The sequence below is a fragment of the Saccharothrix texasensis genome, from assembly GCF_003752005.1.
Classification (GTDB): Bacteria; Actinomycetota; Actinomycetes; order Mycobacteriales; family Pseudonocardiaceae; genus Actinosynnema; species Actinosynnema texasense.
The window spans coordinates 8,806,420-8,825,960 of the sequence record NZ_RJKM01000001.1 but is presented as its reverse complement, the minus strand read 5'-3'; the positions used below and the strand labels follow the sequence as shown (position 1 = coordinate 8,825,960).

Sequence of the window (19,541 nt, the reverse complement as noted above, 5' to 3'; positions counted from 1 at the left end):
GTGCTGATGGTACCGATCGGTTCGATCTCCGGGGGCACGGATGTGGCAAGCCGTTCGGCTCGCGCTCGGCACGGCGTCCGCGCTCGGGCTCGCCCGGTTCGCCTACGGGCTGCTCCTGCCCGCGATGCGCGACGACCTGCGCTGGACGTTGGCCGAAGCCGGCGCGATGAGCGCCGCCAACGGCCTCGGCTACCTGCTCGGCGCGCTGGTGACCGCGGCCGTCGTCCGCCGTTCGGGCGTCACGGCCGCGTTCCGCCGCGGCATGGCGGGCACGGCCGTCGCGTTGGCGGCCACCGCGATCAGCGACGACTTCGCCGTGCTGCTGGTGGTGCGCGCGGCGGCCGGCGCGGCGGGGGCGGTGGTGTTCATCGCCGGCGGTGTGATCGCCTCGCGCATCGCCACCCGGGTCGGGTCCGGCACGCCGATCACCGTGTACTTCGCGGGCGCGGGGCTGGGCATCGCGTTCGGCGGCGTGGCGATCCCGTTGCTGGGCGACGGTTGGCGGGCCGCCTGGGTGGTCCTGGGCGTCGCCGCCGGCGTGGCCGCGCTGGCCTCCTGGACCGCGGCCCGCGCGGACGGCGAGGCGCCCGCCGCGACGGCCGGTCGGGCGCGGGTGCGCCCGCTCTGGCGGGTCGCGTCGGCGTACGCGCTGTTCGCGCTCGGCTACATCACCTACATCACGTTCCTGTCGGCCTACCTGGTCGAGCGCCGGGCCCCGACCTGGCAGGTGGTGCTGACGTGGGCGGCGCTCGGGCTGGCCGTGGTGGCGACGCCGGTGCTGTGGAGCCGGCCGATCGCCGCCTGGCCGGGCGCCCGCGCGCCGGCCACGTTGCTGGGCGTGCTGGGAGGTGGGGCGGCGCTGGCCCTGGTGGCGCCCACGCCGCTGGTGATCCTCGGCTCCGCGATCGTCTACGGCGCGACGTTCATGGGCGTGCCGGCCGCCGTCACCGCGCTCATCCGGGACGCCGTGCCGGCCGCCGACCTGACCGCGACGCTGGCCGCGTTCACCACCCTGTTCGCGGCCGGCCAGACCGCCGGGCCGTGGCTGGCCGGCCTCGTGGCCGACCGCACCTCGACCGACGCGACCCTGGCCTGGACCGCGGTCCTGTGCGCCCTGGCGGCGGTGATCGCGGTCAGTCCACGGCGGCGGCGAAGCGCGCGGCGAGCGCCGCGACCGCGGCCCGCAGCTCCGGCCCGCCCTCGACGCGGAAGTTGAACGGCACGGTCGCCAGCCACTCCTGCGCGTACATGGCCGGGTTGCTCGTGCTGCCGACGAGCACGCACCCGTCGCCCAGCGGTTCGAGGCGGCCCATCGGGGGCCGGACCCACGGCGCCACCTTCTCCGCCGGCGCGTGGAACACGACGCGGGTCGGGAACTCCCAACCGGCACCCAGGTTCTCCTCCACCACCGCGACCGGGTCGAGGTCCGCGGGCGGTTCGAACCCGTGCTCGGTCTGCCGGACCGCGCGGACCCGGTCGATCCGGTAGGTGCGGACCGCGTCCGCGCGGTGGGAGTGGCACAGCAGGTACCAACGCCCGTGCCGCACGACGACCGCCCACGGGTCCGCCTCGGTCTCCCACTCGCCGCCGGAGTCGGGGCGGTAGGTCACCACCACGCGCCGTCGGGCGGCGATCGCGGCGACGAGCGCGCTGGTCGTACCCGGGTCCGGGCGGATCGCGCTGCGGTCGGGCGCGGCGGACGCGTGCTCGCGCAACGCCGCCGCCTGCTTGCCGACGTGCTCGGGCAGCGCCCGGACCACCTTGCCCAGGGCCGCGTCCACGAGGTCGTCGGCCGGGTGGTCGAGCACCGCCATGACCAGGACGAGCGCCTCGGGCTCGGTGAACACGACCGGCGGCAGCCGCGTGCCCCGCCCGAGCCGGTACCCGCCGTAGGGGCCCCGGGTCGACTCGACGGGGATGCCCGCCTCGCGCAGGATGCCGACGTACCGCCGCACGGCCCGTTCCGTCACGCCCAGCCCGGCGGCGAGCTCACCGGCCGTCACGCCGGGTCGCGCCTGGAGGATCTCCACGGCGCGCAAGGCTCGCGCGGTGGGGCTGAGTTCGATCGGCACACCTGGACCTTAGACGTGGCCCGGACTCGGGCCGTCCGCAACGCGAGCCGGCGCGGGTGCACGCGTTCGCACCGGGGGCCAAGTCGACGTCAGGCGGAATGCCGCCGACCGGGCTGGACCTCGTCAGGGCACAGGCGGCCCACGCCCTCGGCCCGAAGGCATGCGGAACATCGCCGACCAGCGTGTCCCCTGACGGACGATTCCACTGTGGACCGACCGGTCACGGCGAAGGGCACACGCGCCCGACCGTCTGGACGACGCCCATCGACAGCGCACCGGCCACCAACCGCGCGCCGTTGCGAGCATCCGCCACACCTCGTGCATCTCGTCCATCACGCCACGCCTCCCCTGTTCGGCGGGCGAGGCCACGCGAACGGGCGTGCCGGTCCACCGACCCGCGATGCGACGCTGGGCCACTCGCCGTCGCCGTCGCAGGGGGTTTCCGTGATGAGTGCCGACGTCCTGACCGCCATCGCGGACCTCGCACCGCGGTTGACCGCCGCCGCCGCGCGAGCCGACGCGGAACGCCGGGTCGCCGACGAGACCGTGGCCGTGCGCCACGTGACCCGCGCGCTGGAAACGCTGCTGCACGCGCACGGTTCGCGCGGCTTCGCCGACTCCAGCCCGTTGCAGCGGATGTGGCGTGACGCGAACGTGGCCGCGCGCCACGGCATGCTCCTCCCCCGGGTGAACCTCGAACTCTGCGGCGCGGCCCTGGTGGGGGCGGAGAACGCGGTCAGCCCGTTCGTCTGATCACACGACCCGGATCACGTGCTTCCCGCGCACGCCACCGGCTTCGAGCGCGCGGTGGGCCGCGGCGGTCTCGGCGAGCGGGTGGACGGTGTCGACCACCGGCCGGACCGCGCCGCTCTCGACCAGCGCGGTGAGGTCGGCGAACAGCTCGGACTTGGGGTTGCCGCTGAAGAACCGGACGCGCCGCGCGCCGAACACCGCGGAGGCGAGGAGGTAGCCGACGTCACCGGCGGAGCGGAACGCGATGGCGACCATGCGGCCACCGGGTCCGAGCAGGCGGCGGTACGTGCGCGGTGAGCTGCCGTACGTGTCGAGGACGACGTCGAAGCGGCCGAGGTCGGCGGGATCGGTGCGGTAGTCGACCGCCTCGTCGGCGCCCAGCTCGCGGACGAAGTCGAGTGCCCGCTCGCCCGCCAGGGCGGTGACGTGCGCACCGCGGGCCTTGCCCACCTGCACGGCGACGCTGCCCACGCCCCCGCTCGCGCCGCGCACCAGGAGCCGTTCGCCGCGGGCGAGCCCGGCCTTGTCGCGCAGGGCGGTGATGGCGGTCGTGCCGACACCCGGCAACGCGGCGGCCCGCACCAGGTCGAGGCCGGCGGGACTGGGCGCGAGTTGGCGCGGGTGCACGACGACGTACTCGGCGGCGCTGCCGAACCGACCGCGCGGCAAGCCGCCCCACACGTGCGCGCCGGGCGCGAACCCCGGCCCGGACACGACCTCGCCCGCGAAGTCGATGCCCACCCGCTTGGGGAACTTCGAGCCGAACAGGACCCTCATCCGGCCCGTCCGGTCGATCCGCTCGCCCCCGTTGACGCTGGCCGCGTGCACCCGCACCAGCACGTGCCCCGGCGGGACCTCCGGGTCGGGCACCGTGCCCTCGTACAAGACCTCCGGCGGCCCGTACCGGTCGAACAGCGCTGCGCGCATCCCTCACCCCTCGCATAAGCGGAAGACACCTTCCACTTCGACGTTAACACGCTAACCGGAGGGCACCTTCCGCTTGGGCTAAAGTGAGAGGCGTGACCCGTGAGACGACTCGGTTGCGCGTGGACGCGCGGCAGAACCGCGACCGCATCATCGCCTCGGCGCGGGAGGCGTTCGCCGCCGAAGGCCTGGACGTGTCGATGACCGGGATCGCCCGCCGCGCCGGGGTGGGCGTGGCCACCCTCTACCGCCGCTTCCCCACCAAGGAGGCGCTGGTCAGGGAGGTGTTCGCGGAGCAGCTCGAAGCGTGCACGGGCGAGGTGCACCGGGCGGCGCAGGACGCCGACCCGTGGCGCGGCTTCTGCCGGGTGGTGGAGAAGCTGTGCGAGATGCAGGCCCGGGACCGGGGGTTCAGCGCCGCGTTCCTGACCGCCTTCCCGGACGCCGTGCCGGTGGACGAGATGCGCGCGCGGGCCGAGGAGGCGTTCGCCGGCGTGGTGGAACGCGCCAAGGGCATCGGCGTGCTCCGGCCGGACTTCGCCCTCGACGACCTGACGCTCGTGCTGATGGCCAACAACGGCCTCGTCACCGACTCGGTGGACGAGGCGGTGGCCGCCTCGCGCCGCCTGGTCGCCTACTTCCTCCAGGCGTTCCGGGCCCGCGACCCGCTGCCGCCGCCGGTGCGCCTCGGCCTGGACCGCGCGCTCGGCTGACCAGGCCCACTTCGCGGCGGGCCCACCCGGATGCCCGGTACTCCGTGATACCTTGTAGTGGTACTCGGTATCACCGAGTACCGGGAAGGACCGAAGAGGACCGCGATGGACGACCTGACGGAGATGCTGAAGGGCACGCTGGAGGGCTGCGTGCTGGAGATCATCGGCAGCGAGGAGACCTACGGGTACGCCATCACGCGCCGGCTGAACGAACTCGGCTTCGCCGACGTCGTCGAGGGGACGGTCTACACCATTCTGCTGCGACTGGAGAAGAACGGGCTCGTCCAGGTGGCGAAACGACCGTCCGGGCTCGGTCCGCCCCGCAAGTTCTACGCGCTCAACGACGCGGGACGCGCGCGGCTCGCGACGTTCTGGGCGAAGTGGGAGTACGTCACGTCGCGCATCGAGAAGCTCCGAGAGGGCGGGGAATGAGCTTGCGGACCTCCTGCCGGGAGCCCACCAGCGGGAAGCCGGGCGAGACCCGCGGCGCGGACCGCTAACCCTGCTCCTGCTCGACCCGCCGGTTCCACTCGCCCTTGGACGACTGCCAACCGTCCTCGTCCGCGCCGAGCCGCCAGTAGCCGGAGATCGACATCTGCTCGCGCGGCACGCCCCGCTCCACCTTCAGGTGCCCGCGCAGGTCCTTGACCATGGTCGCCTCGCCGTGCACGAAGACCTGGACCACGCCCTCGGGGAACGCCAGCGCCCGCACCGCGTCCACCACCAGCCGTCCACGCGGGCCGCCGTCGCGGTGCAGCCACCGCAGGTCCACCCGACCCGCCGACCGCACGACCTGCTCGTCGTCGGGGCCGTCGACCTCGACGAACACCTCCGCGCGGGCGCCGGCCGGCAACACCTCCAGCGCCGCCGCGATGGCGGGCCACGCGCTCTCGTCTCCGGCCATCAGGTGCCAGGCGACGTCCGGGTCGGGCGCGTACCCGCCGCCGGGACCGGCGAAGTGCAGCACGTCACCCGGCTGGGCCTTCGCCGCCCACGGACCGGCCACGCCCGAGTCACCGTGCGTGACGAAGTCGATCCACAGCTCGCCGGCCCGCTCGTCCCACTTGCGCACGGTGTACGTGCGGGTGCGCGGCCACTGGTCGCGGGGCATGGTCGCGCGGATCGCGCCGAGGTCGAACGGCTCGGGGTAGAGCACGTCGTCCAGCGGGAACGCGAGCTTGACGTAGCTGTCGGTGTACGGGCCGACGGCGAAGTCCGCGAGCCCCTCCCCGCCGAGCACCACGCGGATCACCTGCGGCGCGACCCACTCGGTGCGCACCACGCGACCGCTCCTGCCACCGGACCGTTCGGCCATGTCGGGTACTCCTCGGTGGTTCCAACGGCGCAACCAGCCTTCACCGTACGTGCCGGCCGGCCGCGGCCGACGGGGACCACCGTCGCGGGCCGGGCGGTGGGGATGCCGGACGTCCCCACCGCCCGCGCCGTCAGCGCACGTTCCACTCCTGGGCGAGCTGGGCGGCCAGACCGAGGTTCGCCGCGGCGGCGTCCTCGGTCCGTCGCCCGTAGCCGCACGCGGCCGCGATGCCGGCCACCGGCATGCCGAGCGCTTCCACGGTGAGCCGCAGCGCCTCGCGGGTCTCCTCCGGGTGGTCCTCGGCCACGACTCCCGCGATGACCTCCACGCCACGTCGCAGGCGCTTCAGCTCCTCGTAGAAGGCGGAGTCGGTCGGCGGCGGGTTGCCGCCGCCGGCCACGGGCAGGTGCACCGTCGGCATCGGTGCGCCCCGCTCCGCCAGCGCGTCGGCCAGCGCGTTGAGGAACAGCACGGCCGGCCGCAGGTCGCTCGGCGTGAACACCGGCACGTGCTCCAGGTCGCCGTAGCACAGGTGCAGCACCCACCGGGTGCGCGGCGCGGCCGCCAGGACGCCGGCCACCTGCCCGGCGAGCTCGGCGGTCAGCGCCGGCCACGTGGCGGGCGGGGTGAGGTGGTAGGCGACCAGCACGGCGGGCGTCTCCAGCTGGAGCTGCAGCCGGTCACCCCACCGGGCGACCAGTTCGGTCACCTCGTGCACGACCGCGACCTGCATGGTCGGCAGCCACTCCCGGGCGGCGTCGACCGAGCCGAACGCGAACACCGCCAGGTCGAGGGCGTTGGGGATGCCCACCTGGACCCGGAGCTGTTCGCAGGTCCCGGCGAGGCGCAAGCGGTCCAGCGCCGCGAACGCCGCGTCGGCCTGCTCGACGCGGGACAGGCCGATCTCCTCCGCGCACAGCCGCTGGCCGGGGCGCACGCGGTAGTACGGCATGTCGTCGTAGCCGCGGCTCTCACCGCCGCGCACCTGTTCGAGGGCCGGCACGGCGGACATGTGGTGGGTGAGCCAGTCGATGATCCAGCGCGGGTCGCGGTCGGACGGCAGGGCGGTCAGCGCGGCGCCGCCCCGGTGCCGGAGGAACCAGCCCATGGCGGTGGCGGGGTCGTCGCACAGCGGTCGCGGCAGCGAGCCGACGAGGTGGACGGGCAGCGGGTGGTGGTCGTGCTCTCGATCATGGGTTTTCGTGGGTGCCTGTGCGGTCATGAGTGGTGTTCTGCTTTCGAACGAAGAACGTGAACTGCCCCGGGAGTGCCGCAGGATCTCCGCGTCCGACTTCCCGGGTGTGCACCCATCGTGACCGCACCGACGAGGCCTGTCCACTTAGGATGATCAACTAAATCCGACCGTGCGCATCATCCACGCGATAGTGTGACCGCCGCGGTCGGCGATGAATTCTGAGTAGTCGCAGAAACAAGAGCGACAATCATGATTTTCGCCGGACGTCCGCGACGACGGCGACACCCGCGGCGAGATCCGTGTCGGAAACGCTGTCATCAAAGGTGATCGGCAGGTGCGGCCCGGCGGCGCCGTGCACGACCTCACCGGGCAGGTGCCGGGCGACGGCAAATGCGTTCCAGTTCCCGGGACGCCATCATGGCGGCCAACACGAGTTGCGGCGGCACGGCATTGCCGAGGTCGGCGCACCCCTTTGCTTCGATCACACCGTTTCGATACGCGTCGGGCACGGGCAACCAGCCGACGCGCAATGCCGGGCGAGCACTTTGGACACACTTCCCGTGCGACAAACACGATCGGGGAGCATGGCGCGGAATGCGGGAACGGGCGGCCTGCCACAACGGTGTTCCGCGTCGTAATCGTCCTCGATGACGAGAACCGCTGGCCCGACCCACCTCGACAACTCGCGCCACCGAGGACCACACCGGTGCTGACGCGCGCCGAGCGAACCGGGGTCTTCCACGGCGACTCCCGTGACGCCGTCGGCGCGCAGCAGCGGGCAGCCTGCTCCCGACCGGCGGCCGCCCGTCCGCGATCGCCTCCCGCAGCCGCCGGGCCGGCCAGTCGGCCCGAGCCACCCACCGGCGTGTTGCACACGACGTGCCTGAGCGTTCAACTCGGGTGTTCCGAACGCAGGACACGGGTGGTCTGAAGGTAGGACACGCGCGTTCGGAAGGTAGGACACGCGGGCGGGTGAACGGGACACTAGGCTCCCCGCATGGCCAGGTACTTCGACGTGCACCCGGTGAACCCGCAGCGCAGGTCCATCGACCAGGCGGTGGAGCTGATCAAGTCCGACGGCCTGATCGCCTATCCCACCGACTCCTGCTACGCGCTCGGCTGCCGGCTCGGCAACAAGGCCGGGCTGGACCGGATCCGGCAGATCCGGCACCTGGACGACCGGCACCACTTCACGCTCATGTGCCGCGACTTCGCCCAGCTCGGGCAGTTCGTGCACGTGGACAACGCGGTCTTCCGGGCGATCAAGGCGGCGACGCCGGGCAGCTACACGTTCATCCTCCCGGCGACCACCGAGGTGCCGCGCCGGCTGATGCACGCGAAGAAGAAGACGGTGGGCGCCCGCATCCCCGACCACCCGGTCGCGCAGGCCCTGTTGGCGCAGCTCGGCGAACCGCTGCTGTCCAGCACCCTCCTGCTGCCCGACCAGGAGGAACCGCTGGTCCACGGCTGGGACATCAAGGAACGGCTGGACCACGTGGTCGACGCCGTGCTGGACGCGGGTGACTGCGGCACCGTGCCGACCACCGTCGTCGACTTCTCCCAGGGTGAGCCGGAGGTCGTCCGGCACGGCGCGGGCGATCCGTCCCGCTTCGAGTAGGACCTGCGAACGGACCAGGGGTGTTGCGCCGGTCAGAGGTGTGGGAGCGTTCCCAGAGCCGATAGCTTCCTGCTGCCCCCCTCAGCGCAGAAGGAGCTACCCGTGCGGAAACGGTTGTCCTCGGCGGTCCTCGCCGTCCTGCTGTCGGTCGTCGCCCTGCCGGTCGCGGACGCCGCCGGTCCCGATCAGGCCGATCACCGGCTGAAGACCTGCGCCCGCGCGGGTCTGCTGTTCTGCGAGGACTTCCAGCAGGTGCCCACCGGCGCCGGCACCAGCCTCAAGTGGGGCGTCGACACCCGCAACGGCTCGCTGGAGGTCGAACGCGACCGGCGCGGCCAGAAGGTGCTGCACGTGCGGACCGAGGGCAACGGCCGGGCGTTCCTCAAGGTGGACGACTTCGCCGCGCCGGGCAACAGCTTCTACGGCCGGGTCCGGGTGCGCGTCGAGGCGTTCCCGGACGCGCCGGACTGGGCCCACTACACGTTGGTCGAGGCCACGGGTGACGGCCCGGAGGTCGTGCGCCCGCTCGGCGGCCAGTACGTGCCCACGCTGGACAAGGCGTTGTGGGGTGTCGGCGCGGACGGCGGCCCGACCGGCGACTGGACGAACTGGCGCGAGTCGGCGCCCTCGAAGGCCGGCGCGTGGCAGTGCGTCGAGTGGCGGATGGACGCCTCGGACAACCGGATCACGCTGTGGTTCGACGGCAAGCCCAACCCGGACCTGACCGTCTCCACCCGCGAGCACGGCGGCAACCAGGTCGACTTCCTGTTCCCGCGGTTCGACACGGTCAAGCTGGGCTGGCAGCTCTACCAGCCCAACGAGGGCAGCCACGACCTCTGGCTGGACGACATCGCGCTGGGCGCCGACCGCATCGGTTGCTGACCGGATCGGTCGCCGACCGGGCGTAACCCAGGCGCGGGACGGGCGGTGGCGCTGCTAGCGTCGCCGCCATGTCCTCGTCGTGCCCCGTCCTGATGCCCCGCCACGCGGGGCGGCCGACGCTGCACGGATGACGAGTCCGAGGCCCCCGTCCCAGGGGTCTCAGCCGGCTGGGAACTCCGCACCAGGAGGTTCCGATGCCCCGCTTCTACGTGACGACCGCCATCCCGTACGTCAACTCGCGCCCGCACCTGGGTTTCGCGCTGGAGCTCGTGCAGGCCGACGTGCTGGCCCGGCACCACCGCCTGCGCGGCGACCGGGTGCGGTTCCTGACCGGCACCGACGACAACTCGCTGAAGAACGTGCTGGCGGCGCGGGCGGAAGGCGTGTCGACCGGCGACCTGGTCGACCGCAACTCGGCCGCGTTCGCGGCGTTGCGCGACCCGTTGGCGCTGTCGTTCACCGACTTCATCCGCACCAGCCGCGACGCGCGGCACCGGACCGGCGTGGAACGGCTGTGGCGGGCGTGCGCGCACGACCTCTACCGACATCACTACGAAGGCCTGTACTGCGTCGGCTGCGAGCAGTTCTACGCGCCGGCCGACCTGGTGGACGGCAGGTGCCCGGAGCACGAGGTCGAGCCGCAGCGGGTGGCCGAGGAGAACTGGTTCTTCCGGCTCTCCCGCCACGCCGACCGGCTCCGCGACCTGGTCCTCGACGGCACGGTCCGGATCGAGCCCGCCGCGCGCCGCAACGAGGTGCTGGCGTTCATCGCCGCCGGCCTGCGCGACTTCTCGGTGTCCCGCTCGCGCGAGCGCGCGCACGGCTGGGGCATCCCCGTGCCGGGCGACCCGGACCAGGTCGTCTACGTGTGGTGGGACGCGCTGGGCAACTACATCACCAGCCTCGGCTACGGCGGGGAGGGCTCGAACTACCGCCGGTGGTGGGTGCGGGGCGACCGGCGCGTGCACGTGATCGGCAAGGGCGTGGTCCGGTTCCACGCCGTGTACTGGCTGGCCATGCTGCTGTCGGCGGGTGAGCCGCTGCCGACCGACATCCTGGTGCACGACTACCTGACCACCGACGGCCGCAAGATCAGCAAATCGGCGGGTGCGGCGGTCGACCCGGTGGCGCTGGCGGACCGGTACGGCCCGGACGCGGTGCGGTGGTGGCTGCTGCGCGACGTGCCGCGCGTCGGCGACGCCGACTTCACCGAGGCGCGCCTGGTCGCCCGCGCGAACGAGGACCTGGCCAACGGCCTGGGCAACCTGGTCAGCCGCGTCACCGTCATGGTCCACCGCTACCGCGACGGCCGGCCGCCCGTCGGCGCCGTGCCGGACGCGGACGCCGAGCCGGTGGCGAAGGCGTGCCGCGAGGCGCCGGACCTCGTGCGCGCCGCGGTCGACGACTTCGACTTCCGGCGGGCGACCGCGGCGGTGTGGCGGATCGTGGAGGAGGCCAACCGGTACGTCGAACAGGTGCGGCCGTGGGACCTGGCCCGCGCCGAGCGCGGCGGCGACACCGGGGCGGGCCGGCGGTTGGACTCGGCCCTCAGCGCGCTGCTGGCCGCGTGCCGCGTCCTGGCCCGGGAGCTGACGCCGTTCGTGCCGACCCTGGCCGCGCGCGTCTCCGAGCAGTGCGTGACGCTGTCGGGCGAACTGCCCCAGCCGCAGCCCCTGTTCCCGCGGTGGTGAGCCGGCCGGTCCCGCCGGGGGTGACGCCCCGGCGGGACCGGCCGGGGCGTCACCGGGGCAGGTAGGCGCGGTGCGAGCGGGAGAACTCGAAGCCGCCGAAGCGGTCCCAGTTGATCGACCACGTCATCAGGCCGCGCAGGTTCGGGTAGACGGCCTTGGGCTGGTAGGCGCCGCAGTTCGCGCCCTTCATCAGGCAGTCCAGCGCCTTGTGCACCTCGGTGACGGACGTGAAGCCGTTGCCCGCGTTGATGCCGGCGGGCAGGCCGATGGCGACCTGGTCCGGCCGCAGGCCCGGGAACACCTTCGTCGCGTCGCCGCGCACCGGGAACCCGGCCAGCACCATGTCCGCCATGGAGACGTGGAAGTCGTGGCCGCCCATGAAGTGGTACTGGTTGTCCAGGCCCATGATCGGGCCGGAGTTGTAGTGCTGGACGTGCAGCAGGGTGAGGTCGTCGCGCAGGGCGTGGATCACCGGCAGGTACGCGCCCGCGCGCGGGTCGGCGCCGCCGCTGCCGCCGTAGTGCTGGTAGCCGACCTGGACGAAGAACGTCTCCGGGGCCATGGTGAGCACGAACTTCGCGCCGTAGCGGCCCTTCAGGGTCTTCAGCGCCTGGATCAGGTTCACGATCACCGGGGTGGTGGGCGCGCGGAAGTCGGTGTCGTTGGCGTTGAGGGACAACGAGTGGCCCTCGAAGTCGACGTCGAGGCCGTCCAGGCCGTACTTGTCGATGATCGCCGAGGCGGACCGGACGAACGCGTCGCGCGCGGCCGTGGTGGACAGCTGCACCTGGCCGTTCGCGCCGCCGATGGAGATCAGCACCTTCTTACCCTTGGCCTGCTTGTCCCGGATGCCCGCGATGAACTCGGCCTCGGACTCCACGTTCGGGCACTCGGCCACGGGGCACTGGGCGAAGCGGAGGTCGCCGGAGGTGGCGGAGGTGGGTTCGGCGAAGGACAGGTTGATGATGTCCCAGTCGTCGGAGACGTCCTTCATCCGGACGTAGCCGGAGCCGTTGGCGAAGCTCGCGTGCAGGTAGCCGACCAGGACCCGCTTGGGCAGACCGGTCACCGGCGGTGTGGTGGTGGTCGTCGTCGGCCCGGTGGTCGTGGTCGTCGTGGTGGTTGTGGTGGTCGTCGTCGTGGTGGTCGGCGAACCCGCGCACGACGCGCCGTTGATCTTGCAGTTGGCGGGGCTCGCGGTGCCCGAGGCGTTGAAGCCGAACGTCACCGCGGCACCGGGCGCGATGGCGCCGTTGTACTCGCGGTGGGTGAACGCGTAGTGCCCGGCCGAGTTGGTCTGCAACGCGTCCCAGTAGGCGCCGACGGTCGTGCCGGCGGGCAGGTCGAACTCGACCTTCCACCCGGAGACGGCCGCGCTGGTCTCGTTCCTGATCGAGAACTGCGCGGTGTAGCCGGTCTCCCAGCTCGACGTCCTGGTGAACGTCGCGGTGACCGACGCGGCGTACGCGGGCGCGAAGCCGACCGCCGCCGCTCCCACCACCAACGCCGCCACCACCGCCACCCTGGCGAACAGGACCCTGCGCGACATGCGTCTCCTCCCAGCGGTGGCGGCCTCCAGGTGGGAGAATTGGACTAGACCACCATCGGGATGTCAAGACCGCGCCGGGCGCGACCGGTGCGGCACGTCGTCGCCGACGCGCCGCCCGGGGTCAGTTGTCGCCGTCCTGCTCGCCGTCCTGCTCGTCGCCCTGGTCGCCGTCCTGCTGGTCCTGCTGCTCGACGCCAGGCCGGTCCTCGTCGCCGTCCCCGTCGCCCCCGCTCTCGCACCCGGCGCCGAGGGAGAGGAACAACGCCGCGCCGCTGACCAGCACCGCGAGTGACTTCTTCAGCACTTTCGGTTCCATGCCGTCCCGGTACCCCGAACGGGCCCGCGCCAACCGGGGCACCAGGCCCGTGTCCGACATCGGGCGGCCCGATCCGGACAACAGGACGCGTTGTCCGGAGGTTGTCCGGATGATCACCGCCGTGGCCGAAAGGTCTCCTCTGCGCAGTGATCGCCGGTTACCGTGCGCTGGTGCAGATCCCGTGGCGAGCCGCCCCGCGCGCGGCCCTGTCGAGTCCGCTGACGTTGCTGGTCAGCGTGGTCACCGCGCTGTTGCTGAGCTTCGTGGTGGCCGCCGCCGTGATGCACTCGGCCGCCTCCGGCAGCGCGGCGATCGACTACCAGCGGAGCCGGCTGTGCGAGGACGCGCTGCACCCGTCGCTGGAGTCGACCACGGGCGTGCCCCACGAGTACGTCGCCCAGGGCGTGAAGGGGGTCACCGACGCCATGGCGGGCCACCCGACGTTGATCGGCATGTACACGCGGGAGAAGCGCGCGGACTTCGGCGGCCGGCAGACCTACGCGAAGTTCGGCTACCGCGCCGGGGCGATGGACCACCTGGAGGTGCTGGAAGGCGGCGCGAAGGACGGCTTGTGGGTGCCGCGGAGCATCGCCGTCACGGCCGACGTCCGGTTGGGCGAACGCGGCCTGGGCGGGCGGCTGCCACCGGTCACCGCGATCTACGCCGACGTGATCGACCCACTGCCCCGCTGGTGGTGCTCGGAACGCCACTTCGTCGTGCCGAACGTGCTCGACCGCGACGAGCTGGCCACCGCCGTGGTGTGGATGCCGAGCGCCGAGTCGTTCCACGCGCTGCCGCCGGAGGTCACCGGCCCCACCGACGTCACCGTGCGGTTCCCGTCCGACGTGCCGCGGACCGTCGACGAGGCCGCGGCCCTGCTCGAGGAGGGCACCGCCCGCATCGCCCCGATCAAGGACGGTTTCAACCGCGTGATGTCGCCGCTGGTCCTGCCGGTGGAGAACGCCAGGCAGACGGTGGCCAACGTGCGGTCCGCGGTGCTGCCGCTCACCCTGATCAGCCTGCTCATCGGCCTGGCCGGCGTCGCCACGGTGACCGTCCAGTGGGCGCAGCGCCGCCAGTCCGAGCTGCGGCTGCTGTGGGTGCGCGGCTCCGGGCCGTTCGCCCTCGGCGGGCGGGGCGTGCTCGAACTGGGCCTGCCGCTGGTGGTCGGCGGCGCGCTCGGGCTGGGCGTGGCGCGGCTGCTGCTGCCCGTGTACGCGCCGTCGGACCTGCTGCCGCCCGGCACCGTGACGACCGCGGCGCTGGCAGTGGTCGTGGTGGTGGCGTCGAGCATCGTGGTCGCGTTCGCCACGGCCGCGCTGCGCGCGCACCGGATGTTCCAGGTGTCGGGGAGCGGCAACCGGCTGCGCAAGGTGCTGACCGCGGTGCCGTGGGAGCCGGCGACCGCGGCCCTGGCGGTGTGGGCGTGGAACCGGGTGGAGCACAGCGGCCTGGCCACCACGACGAAGATCGGCGGGCTGCCGCGCATCGACGCCGCCGCGTTGGCGTTCCCGCTGCTGGTCGTGCTCACCGCGGCGGTCCTGGCGGCCCGGCTGGCGAAGTGGGCGTTGGCCGCGTCGCACCGGGTGCGGCTGTGGTCCAAGCCCGCCGCCCAGTTGGCGATCCGGCGGCTCGCGGCCGGCGCCGGCCCGGTGACCGGCGTGCTGCTGGTCGGCGTGCTGGCGGTCGGCACCATCGCGGTCGGCACCGCCATCGCCGGGTCGCAGAAGACCGCGCTGGAGGTGAAGGCCGGCATGTACGCGGGCGCGAACAGCTACGCCCAGATCCCGTCGGAGGTCGCCGAGCTGCCGGAGGCGTTGCGCGGCAACTCCACCATCGTGGGCTTCGTCAAGCAGCACGACCGCACGGCGCTGGTGGTGGACCCGAAGACGTTCCGCGACGGCGCGTTCCCGTTCGAGATCGACCCGGCGCTGCTCGACGAGCCGCTGCGGGTGGGCGACGTGCCCCGCCGGGAGGTCCGGCTGCCGGGGCTGCCGGCGATCGAGCCCGCCGCGTGGGTGCCGTCGTTCCCGAAGCTCGGCACGTCCGGCTGGGTGGTGCCGGTGGACCGGATCGCCGACCGCGGCGACGTCGGCTCCTGGTACGTGTGGTCGACCAGGCCGTTGCGCGAGGTGACCGAGGCGTTGTCGGCGGCCGGCGTGCGGCTGTCGCGCAACGCCGACGAGAAGGAGAAGGCGGTGCAGGGCCTGCCGTTCCTGACGATCCAGTGGACGTTCGGGTTCGTCACGGCGCTGGGCGCGGTCCTGGCGGTGGTGGCGTCGATCGCGCTGCTGCTGGCGGTCGAGGTGCGGCGGCGGCAGAACGCGCTGTCCGGCGCGTTCAGCGCCCGGATGGGCCTCGGGCCGGCCGCGATGCTGCGCAGCCACCTGCTCGAACTGGGCGCGGTGGCCGCCGCCGCGGTGGTCGTCGGCTCGGCCGCGAGCGCGGTGAGCAGCGGCTTCACCGTCCCGAAGCTGGACCCGGCGCCGCGGCTCACCCCCGCGCCGGAGGTGCCGGACCCCGTGCCGCTGCTGGCCGCGACCGCGGCGGGCAGCGTGCTGGTGGTGCTGGTGGCGGCGTGGATCGCGGTGCGCTCGGTGCGCTCGGCGAAGATCGGGGAGCTGATCCGTGGTTGAGCACGTGTTGCGGTTGCGCGAGGTGGGTGTGGACTACCGCACGCCCGCCGGGGCGGTGACCGCGGTGTCGGACGTGACGTTGGACGTGCCCGCGACGGGGCTGACGGTGCTGGCCGGTCCGTCCGGGTCGGGCAAGTCGACGTTGCTGCGGGTGTTGAGCCTGGTGGAGCGGCCGACGCGCGGCGGGGTGGAGCTGCGCGGGATGGGCACGGCGCGGTTGTCGTCCGGCGCGCGGCGCGAGCTGCGGCGGCGGGACATCGCGCTGGTGTTCCAGAACCCGGCGGACAACCTGCTCGGCCACCTGGACGTGGGCGACAACCTGCGTGCGGCGGCGCAGGCGGCGGGCCGGGCCGTGGACGTGGACGAGGTGCTGGCGCAGCTGGGGCTGCCGGGCACGGCCGCGTGGAAGGTGGCGGCGATGTCGGGCGGGCAGCAGCAGCGGCTGTCGTTCGGGTGCGCGTTGGCGCGGCAGGCGACGGTCGTGCTGGCCGACGAACCCACCTCGCAGCTGGACGCGTCGTCGGCGGACCTGGTGCTGGAGACCTTGGCGGACCTGGCCCGGCGGGGCGTGCCGGTCGTGGTGGCCTCGCACGACCCGAGGCTGATCGCGTTGGCGGACACCAGGTTCGACCTGCGGAACGGGGCGTTGGCGGCATGACGGCGTTGCTGGTGAAGGGGATCGAGCGGACGTTCCGGCACGCGAGCGGGCCGGTGCACGTGCTGCGCGGGGTGGACCTGGAGGTGGCGCCGGGCGAGCTGGTGACGCTGTCGGGGCCGTCCGGGTCGGGCAAGAGCGCGTTGCTGGCCGTGCTGGCGGGGTTCGACCGGGCGGACGCGGGCACCGTGGAGATGGCCGGCGAGGTGCGGACGTCCGCGCCGCCGTGGCAGGTGTGCGCGTTGCTGCCGCAGGCGCTCGGCCTGGCCGGCGAGCTGACGTTGGCGGAGAACGTGGCGCTGCCGCTCCGGCTCGGCCGCACCGGGGGTTCGCTCGACCGGGTGACCGGGCTGCTGGTGGAGCTGGGTGTCGGCGAGCTGGCCGACCGGTACCCGGCCGAGGTGTCCTACGGGCAGCAGCAGCGGGCCGCGCTGGCCCGCGCCGTGGTCGGCGGGCCGAAGGTGCTGCTGGCCGACGAGCCGACCGCGCACCTGGACCAGCGCAGCGCGCCGACGGCCGTGCGGGTGCTGCGGCGGGCGGCCGACGCGGGCTCGGCGGTGCTGGTCGCCACGCACCACGACGAGGTGCACCGGGCGGCGGACCGCACGCTGGTGCTCAGCGGCGGGCGGATCTCCGTAGGATAGGCACCGATGTCTCGCCGAATCGTGTCCGTCGCCCTGGTCCTCCCCCTGCTCGCCCTGTTGCTGCTGGTCAGCGACTCGCCGTACCCGGCGCTGCCGGGACCGAAGCGCGACGCGCCCCGCGCGATCGTGGCGATGGGCGACAGCACCATGGCCGGCGAGGGCGCCGGTTCCTACGAGCCGGGCACGAACGGCGAGAACGACAACTGGTGCCACCGGTCGACCAAGGCTCAGGTGCACCGGACGCGGGTCGCCGGCGTGGACAAGGTGTTCAACCTGGCTTGTTCGGGCGCGAACTCCGAGCAGGTCGGCGTCACCGACCAGGTCCGCAACACCGAGGGCTCGCAGGCCAGGCAGCTGGCCGCGATCGCGCGCGAGTACCGGGTGTCGGTGGTCGTGGTGGCGGTGGGCGCGAACGACGACCCCCGGTTCGCCGACGTGCTCGGCGCGTGCCTGCGGGCGTGGATCGAGCGGCGGGCCGACTGCGCGAAGGCCATGGCCGACGAGTGGCGGGCCCGGGTCGAGCGGATGACGCCCAAGGTGGAGCGCGCGCTGCGCGACATCCGCCGGGTGTTGCAGGACGAGGGCTACACGCCCCGTTCGTACACGTTGGTGCTCCAGTCCTACGCCGCGCCGGTCGCGCCCGGGTTGCCGTTCGACCTGCAGAACCTGGCCGGGTGCCCGTTGCGCACGGGTGACCTGGAGTGGGTCCGGGACAAGGCGGTCGAGCAGCTGTCGGAGGGCCTGCGGACGGCGGCGGAGGCGGCGGAGGCGCGGTTCCTGGACCTGTCGAAGGCGGGTGACCGGCGTGAGGCGTGCATGGGCGGCAAGAAGGCCGACGCCGAGTGGTTCACCCGGCTCACGGTGGACTTCGACGGCTTGCGGGACGAGGCGCGGGCCCGGCACGCGCTGCAGGAGTCGTTCCACCCCAACGACCGGGGCTACGAGCAGTTCGGCCGGTGCCTGACGGAGTTCCTGGCCACGACGGCGCGGGAGGCGTCGTGCGTCGCCGGGGACGACGGGAACCTCGACGCGGTGGTGGCGAAGGACTGACCCCGTCGTCAGCGCCGCGCGGGGTCGACGAGCGCCGCGACGTCGGCCGCCGACCAGAACGGGGTGCGGCCGGCGAGGTAGTCGGCGATCCGCCCGGTGCGCCAGCCGTGGGTCTCGGCGAGGCCGGTCGCGAGCACGGTCAGGTAGTTGGCGGAGGGCTTGGTGTGCTCGACGTCGGCGGCGCCCCACGGCGCGGTGAACGTCAGCGCCGGGTGGCCGTCGTGCTCGCCGAGGTGGAGCAGGGTCTCGTAGCGGCCGGGGCCGAGGACGTGCCTGCCGTCGGCCGTCACCACGGTCAGGTCGAGGTCCGCGCCGGGTTCGCGGTACATCTCCTGCGCGGCGACGTCGGCGAACTGCGCGGCCGTGACGAGGTAGCCGCGGGCGGCGGCGACGCCGGGCAGCGCCGGGTCGTAGAACGCCCGGCCGCCGAGCCAGACGGGCGACTCGGTGGCGAAGTAGATGCCGCCGGGCACCTCCAACGCCCTGGTGGCGAGCGGCGGGCGGGTGTCCCGGCACCCCGGGTACCCGCGCGTCGCGCCGACCGGCGTGCCACCGGCGAGGTAGCACGCGAACCGCTCGGCGTGCATGTTCGACCCGTAGCTGACGTACCAGACCAACCCGCTCGCCACGTCGACGGCCTCACAGGCAGAGGCGGCACGGGCGGGCGGTCGGGTGTTCGGTCTCCAGCTCCACGCGAGTGCCCACGAGCTTCACGTAGCTGCCCACCCAGGTCGTGCCGCGGGCCGGGGTGCCGTTGATCGTGCCGCAGGAAGCGCGGTGCAGCATGAGGTTGTCCGGGTTCAGGCTGCGTTCGGCGTTGACGACGTACTGGTCCTGGTTGTCCGCCAGCCAGTGCTCGTAGGCGCCGCTGTCCTCCGTGAACCTCTGCATCCGGACATCATGCGCCGCTCGGCCGCCACCGGCTGTCCGCCATCCGGTGCCACTCGTCCTCCAGGATCGCGTAGATCATCTCCTCGCCCCAGGCGCCCTTGAAGATCTCGTTGTGCCGGAAGTGGGCTTCGCGGCGCATGCCGAGCCGTTCCATCACGCGCCACGACGGCTCGTTGGAGGCGTCGCACGACGCGACGACGCGGTGCAGGCCGAGGTGCGTGAAGCCGAGGTCGAGCATGGCGGCGGCGGCCTCGGTGGCGTAGCCCCGGCCGTGGTGGTCGGGGTGGAAGATGTAGCCGACCTCGCCCTGCCGGTGCGCCTCGCTGAGCCACTTGAGCACGGCCTCTCCGATCACCTCGCCGTCGTGCTCCACGGCGAGGGCGAGGTGGTCGCCCTCCTTCTCCGGCCACGTCACCGACATCTTCGACGCCAGGCTGTCGGCGGTCTCCTCGGGGGTGCGCGCTTCGCCGTACAGGTAGCGGACGACGTCCGGGCGGGACTGCCACGAGTGCAGCGCGGCGTGGTCGTCGAGGGTGAACGGGCGCAGGGTCAGGCGCCGGGTGCGGATGGGGTAGGCGGGCTTGGTCACGTGGCCAATCTACGAAAGTCCCGCCCCGCCGTCGTCCCGGTTTCACCG

Annotated in this window: 20 protein-coding genes; 11 read left to right on the top strand and 9 right to left on the bottom strand. The window is 73.2% G+C overall.

The window, feature by feature from the left end:
• The first annotated feature begins 40 nt into the window (after nt 1-40).
• Nucleotides 41-1,216 carry a YbfB/YjiJ family MFS transporter gene (locus EDD40_RS39340; protein ID WP_123747384.1) on the top strand — a complete coding sequence of 392 codons (1,176 nt, stop codon included), beginning with the start codon at nt 41-43 and terminating at the stop codon, nt 1,214-1,216.
• Here the strand turns inward: EDD40_RS39340 and EDD40_RS39335 are convergent.
• Nucleotides 1,134-2,072, bottom strand: a complete 939-nt coding sequence (locus tag EDD40_RS39335) for a helix-turn-helix transcriptional regulator (RefSeq protein ID WP_123747383.1) — start codon at nt 2,070-2,072, stop codon at nt 1,134-1,136. The two genes, EDD40_RS39340 and EDD40_RS39335, sit on opposite strands and share 83 nt — an antisense overlap.
• Before the next feature lie 447 nt (nt 2,073-2,519).
• Here EDD40_RS39335 and EDD40_RS39330 point away from each other — a divergent pair, with 447 nt between their 5' ends.
• Nucleotides 2,520-2,825, top strand: coding sequence for a hypothetical protein (locus EDD40_RS39330; protein ID WP_123747382.1), 306 nt, complete (start codon nt 2,520-2,522; stop codon nt 2,823-2,825).
• On the opposite strand, the gene EDD40_RS39325 is transcribed toward EDD40_RS39330, so the two are convergent.
• Nucleotides 2,826-3,752: an NAD(P)-dependent alcohol dehydrogenase gene (locus EDD40_RS39325; protein ID WP_123747381.1), complete on the bottom strand. Its 927-nt coding sequence runs from the start codon at nt 3,750-3,752 to the stop codon at nt 2,826-2,828.
• A 92-nt stretch (nt 3,753-3,844) separates the two neighbouring features.
• Here EDD40_RS39325 and EDD40_RS39320 point away from each other — a divergent pair, with 92 nt between their 5' ends.
• Nucleotides 3,845-4,462 carry a TetR/AcrR family transcriptional regulator gene (locus EDD40_RS39320; protein ID WP_246038219.1) on the top strand — a complete coding sequence of 206 codons (618 nt, stop codon included), beginning with the start codon at nt 3,845-3,847 and terminating at the stop codon, nt 4,460-4,462.
• A gap of 105 nt (nt 4,463-4,567) precedes the next feature.
• The gene (locus EDD40_RS39315) at nt 4,568-4,894 is read left to right on the top strand and encodes a PadR family transcriptional regulator (protein WP_123747379.1); all 327 of its coding nucleotides are present in this window, start codon (nt 4,568-4,570) and stop codon (nt 4,892-4,894) included.
• Between the two features lie 64 nt (nt 4,895-4,958).
• Here EDD40_RS39315 and EDD40_RS39310 read toward each other — a convergent pair whose 3' ends face one another.
• Both EDD40_RS39310 and EDD40_RS39305 read right to left on the bottom strand, forming a co-directional pair.
• Nucleotides 4,959-5,777, bottom strand: a complete 819-nt coding sequence (locus EDD40_RS39310) for a siderophore-interacting protein (RefSeq protein ID WP_123747378.1) — start codon at nt 5,775-5,777, stop codon at nt 4,959-4,961.
• Between the two features lie 130 nt (nt 5,778-5,907).
• Nucleotides 5,908-6,999: a hypothetical protein gene (locus EDD40_RS39305; protein WP_148089061.1), complete on the bottom strand. Its 1,092-nt coding sequence runs from the start codon at nt 6,997-6,999 to the stop codon at nt 5,908-5,910.
• Nucleotides 7,000-7,969: 970 nt separating this feature from the next.
• Here EDD40_RS39305 and EDD40_RS39300 point away from each other — a divergent pair.
• From EDD40_RS39300 to EDD40_RS39290, 3 genes are all read left to right on the top strand, one after another.
• Nucleotides 7,970-8,590 (top strand): L-threonylcarbamoyladenylate synthase, encoded by a 621-nt coding sequence (locus tag EDD40_RS39300; protein ID WP_123747376.1) that lies wholly within the window; start codon nt 7,970-7,972, stop codon nt 8,588-8,590.
• 102 nt (nt 8,591-8,692) lie between these two features.
• Nucleotides 8,693-9,472, top strand: a complete 780-nt coding sequence (locus EDD40_RS39295) for a hypothetical protein (protein ID WP_123747375.1) — start codon at nt 8,693-8,695, stop codon at nt 9,470-9,472.
• A gap of 194 nt (nt 9,473-9,666) precedes the next feature.
• The gene (locus EDD40_RS39290; RefSeq protein ID WP_123747374.1) at nt 9,667-11,163 is read left to right on the top strand and encodes a methionine--tRNA ligase; all 1,497 of its coding nucleotides are present in this window, start codon (nt 9,667-9,669) and stop codon (nt 11,161-11,163) included.
• 49 nt (nt 11,164-11,212) lie between these two features.
• On the opposite strand, the gene EDD40_RS39285 is transcribed toward EDD40_RS39290, so the two are convergent.
• Together EDD40_RS39285 and EDD40_RS42200 are read right to left on the bottom strand one after the other, a co-directional pair.
• Nucleotides 11,213-12,712: a chitinase gene (locus EDD40_RS39285; protein WP_123747373.1), complete on the bottom strand. Its 1,500-nt coding sequence runs from the start codon at nt 12,710-12,712 to the stop codon at nt 11,213-11,215.
• Nucleotides 12,713-12,833: 121 nt separating this feature from the next.
• Nucleotides 12,834-13,028: a hypothetical protein gene (locus EDD40_RS42200; protein ID WP_170185369.1), complete on the bottom strand. Its 195-nt coding sequence runs from the start codon at nt 13,026-13,028 to the stop codon at nt 12,834-12,836.
• A gap of 170 nt (nt 13,029-13,198) precedes the next feature.
• On the opposite strand from EDD40_RS42200, the gene EDD40_RS42195 reads away from it, so the two are divergent.
• From EDD40_RS42195 to EDD40_RS39260, 4 genes are read left to right on the top strand one after another with little or no spacing between them, the layout of a single operon-like run.
• The gene (locus tag EDD40_RS42195) at nt 13,199-15,664 is read left to right on the top strand and encodes an ABC transporter permease (protein ID WP_170185368.1); all 2,466 of its coding nucleotides are present in this window, start codon (nt 13,199-13,201) and stop codon (nt 15,662-15,664) included.
• Nucleotides 15,657-16,322, top strand: coding sequence for an ABC transporter ATP-binding protein (locus EDD40_RS39270; protein ID WP_170185367.1), 666 nt, complete (start codon nt 15,657-15,659; stop codon nt 16,320-16,322). The genes EDD40_RS42195 and EDD40_RS39270 overlap by 8 nt, the downstream gene beginning before the upstream one ends.
• Complete coding sequence (locus EDD40_RS39265; RefSeq protein WP_123747372.1) at nt 16,319-16,963, top strand: ABC transporter ATP-binding protein; 645 nt, start codon at nt 16,319-16,321, stop codon at nt 16,961-16,963. The genes EDD40_RS39270 and EDD40_RS39265 overlap by 4 nt, the downstream gene beginning before the upstream one ends.
• Nucleotides 16,964-16,969: 6 nt before the next feature.
• Nucleotides 16,970-18,013 (top strand): GDSL-type esterase/lipase family protein, encoded by a 1,044-nt coding sequence (locus EDD40_RS39260; protein ID WP_123747371.1) that lies wholly within the window; start codon nt 16,970-16,972, stop codon nt 18,011-18,013.
• Between the two features lie 8 nt (nt 18,014-18,021).
• On the opposite strand, the gene EDD40_RS39255 is transcribed toward EDD40_RS39260, so the two are convergent.
• Genes EDD40_RS39255 through EDD40_RS39245 form a run of 3 tightly spaced genes read right to left on the bottom strand, consistent with a single transcriptional unit; the run spans nt 18,022 to nt 19,493 of the window.
• Nucleotides 18,022-18,642 carry a histone deacetylase gene (locus EDD40_RS39255; RefSeq protein WP_123747370.1) on the bottom strand — a complete coding sequence of 207 codons (621 nt, stop codon included), beginning with the start codon at nt 18,640-18,642 and terminating at the stop codon, nt 18,022-18,024.
• Nucleotides 18,643-18,652: 10 nt separating this feature from the next.
• A complete protein-coding gene (locus EDD40_RS39250) occupies nt 18,653-18,904 on the bottom strand; it encodes a hypothetical protein (RefSeq protein ID WP_123747369.1) in 252 nt (83 codons plus the stop codon).
• Between the two features lie 7 nt (nt 18,905-18,911).
• The gene (locus tag EDD40_RS39245; protein ID WP_170185366.1) at nt 18,912-19,493 is read right to left on the bottom strand and encodes a GNAT family N-acetyltransferase; all 582 of its coding nucleotides are present in this window, start codon (nt 19,491-19,493) and stop codon (nt 18,912-18,914) included.
• Nucleotides 19,494-19,541 lie beyond the last annotated feature (48 nt).

Bases quoted from the DNA above. Each gene is read 5' to 3' on its own strand.
- EDD40_RS39340 (WP_123747384.1), top strand. From the start codon at position 41: ATGTGGCAAGCCGTTCGGCTCGCGCTCGGCACGGCGTCCGCGCTCGGG.
- EDD40_RS39330 (WP_123747382.1), top strand. From the start codon at position 2,520: ATGAGTGCCGACGTCCTGACCGCCATCGCGGACCTCGCACCGCGGTTG.
- EDD40_RS39325 (WP_123747381.1), bottom strand. From the start codon at position 3,752: ATGCGCGCAGCGCTGTTCGACCGGTACGGGCCGCCGGAGGTCTTGTAC.
- EDD40_RS39315 (WP_123747379.1), top strand. From the start codon at position 4,568: ATGGACGACCTGACGGAGATGCTGAAGGGCACGCTGGAGGGCTGCGTG.
- EDD40_RS39310 (WP_123747378.1), bottom strand. From the start codon at position 5,777: ATGGCCGAACGGTCCGGTGGCAGGAGCGGTCGCGTGGTGCGCACCGAG.
- EDD40_RS39305 (WP_148089061.1), bottom strand. From the start codon at position 6,999: ATGACCGCACAGGCACCCACGAAAACCCATGATCGAGAGCACGACCAC.
- EDD40_RS39300 (WP_123747376.1), top strand. From the start codon at position 7,970: ATGGCCAGGTACTTCGACGTGCACCCGGTGAACCCGCAGCGCAGGTCC.
- EDD40_RS39290 (WP_123747374.1), top strand. From the start codon at position 9,667: ATGCCCCGCTTCTACGTGACGACCGCCATCCCGTACGTCAACTCGCGC.
- EDD40_RS39285 (WP_123747373.1), bottom strand. From the start codon at position 12,712: ATGTCGCGCAGGGTCCTGTTCGCCAGGGTGGCGGTGGTGGCGGCGTTG.
- EDD40_RS42200 (WP_170185369.1), bottom strand. From the start codon at position 13,028: ATGGAACCGAAAGTGCTGAAGAAGTCACTCGCGGTGCTGGTCAGCGGC.
- EDD40_RS39265 (WP_123747372.1), top strand. From the start codon at position 16,319: ATGACGGCGTTGCTGGTGAAGGGGATCGAGCGGACGTTCCGGCACGCG.
- EDD40_RS39260 (WP_123747371.1), top strand. From the start codon at position 16,970: ATGTCTCGCCGAATCGTGTCCGTCGCCCTGGTCCTCCCCCTGCTCGCC.
- EDD40_RS39250 (WP_123747369.1), bottom strand. From the start codon at position 18,904: ATGCAGAGGTTCACGGAGGACAGCGGCGCCTACGAGCACTGGCTGGCG.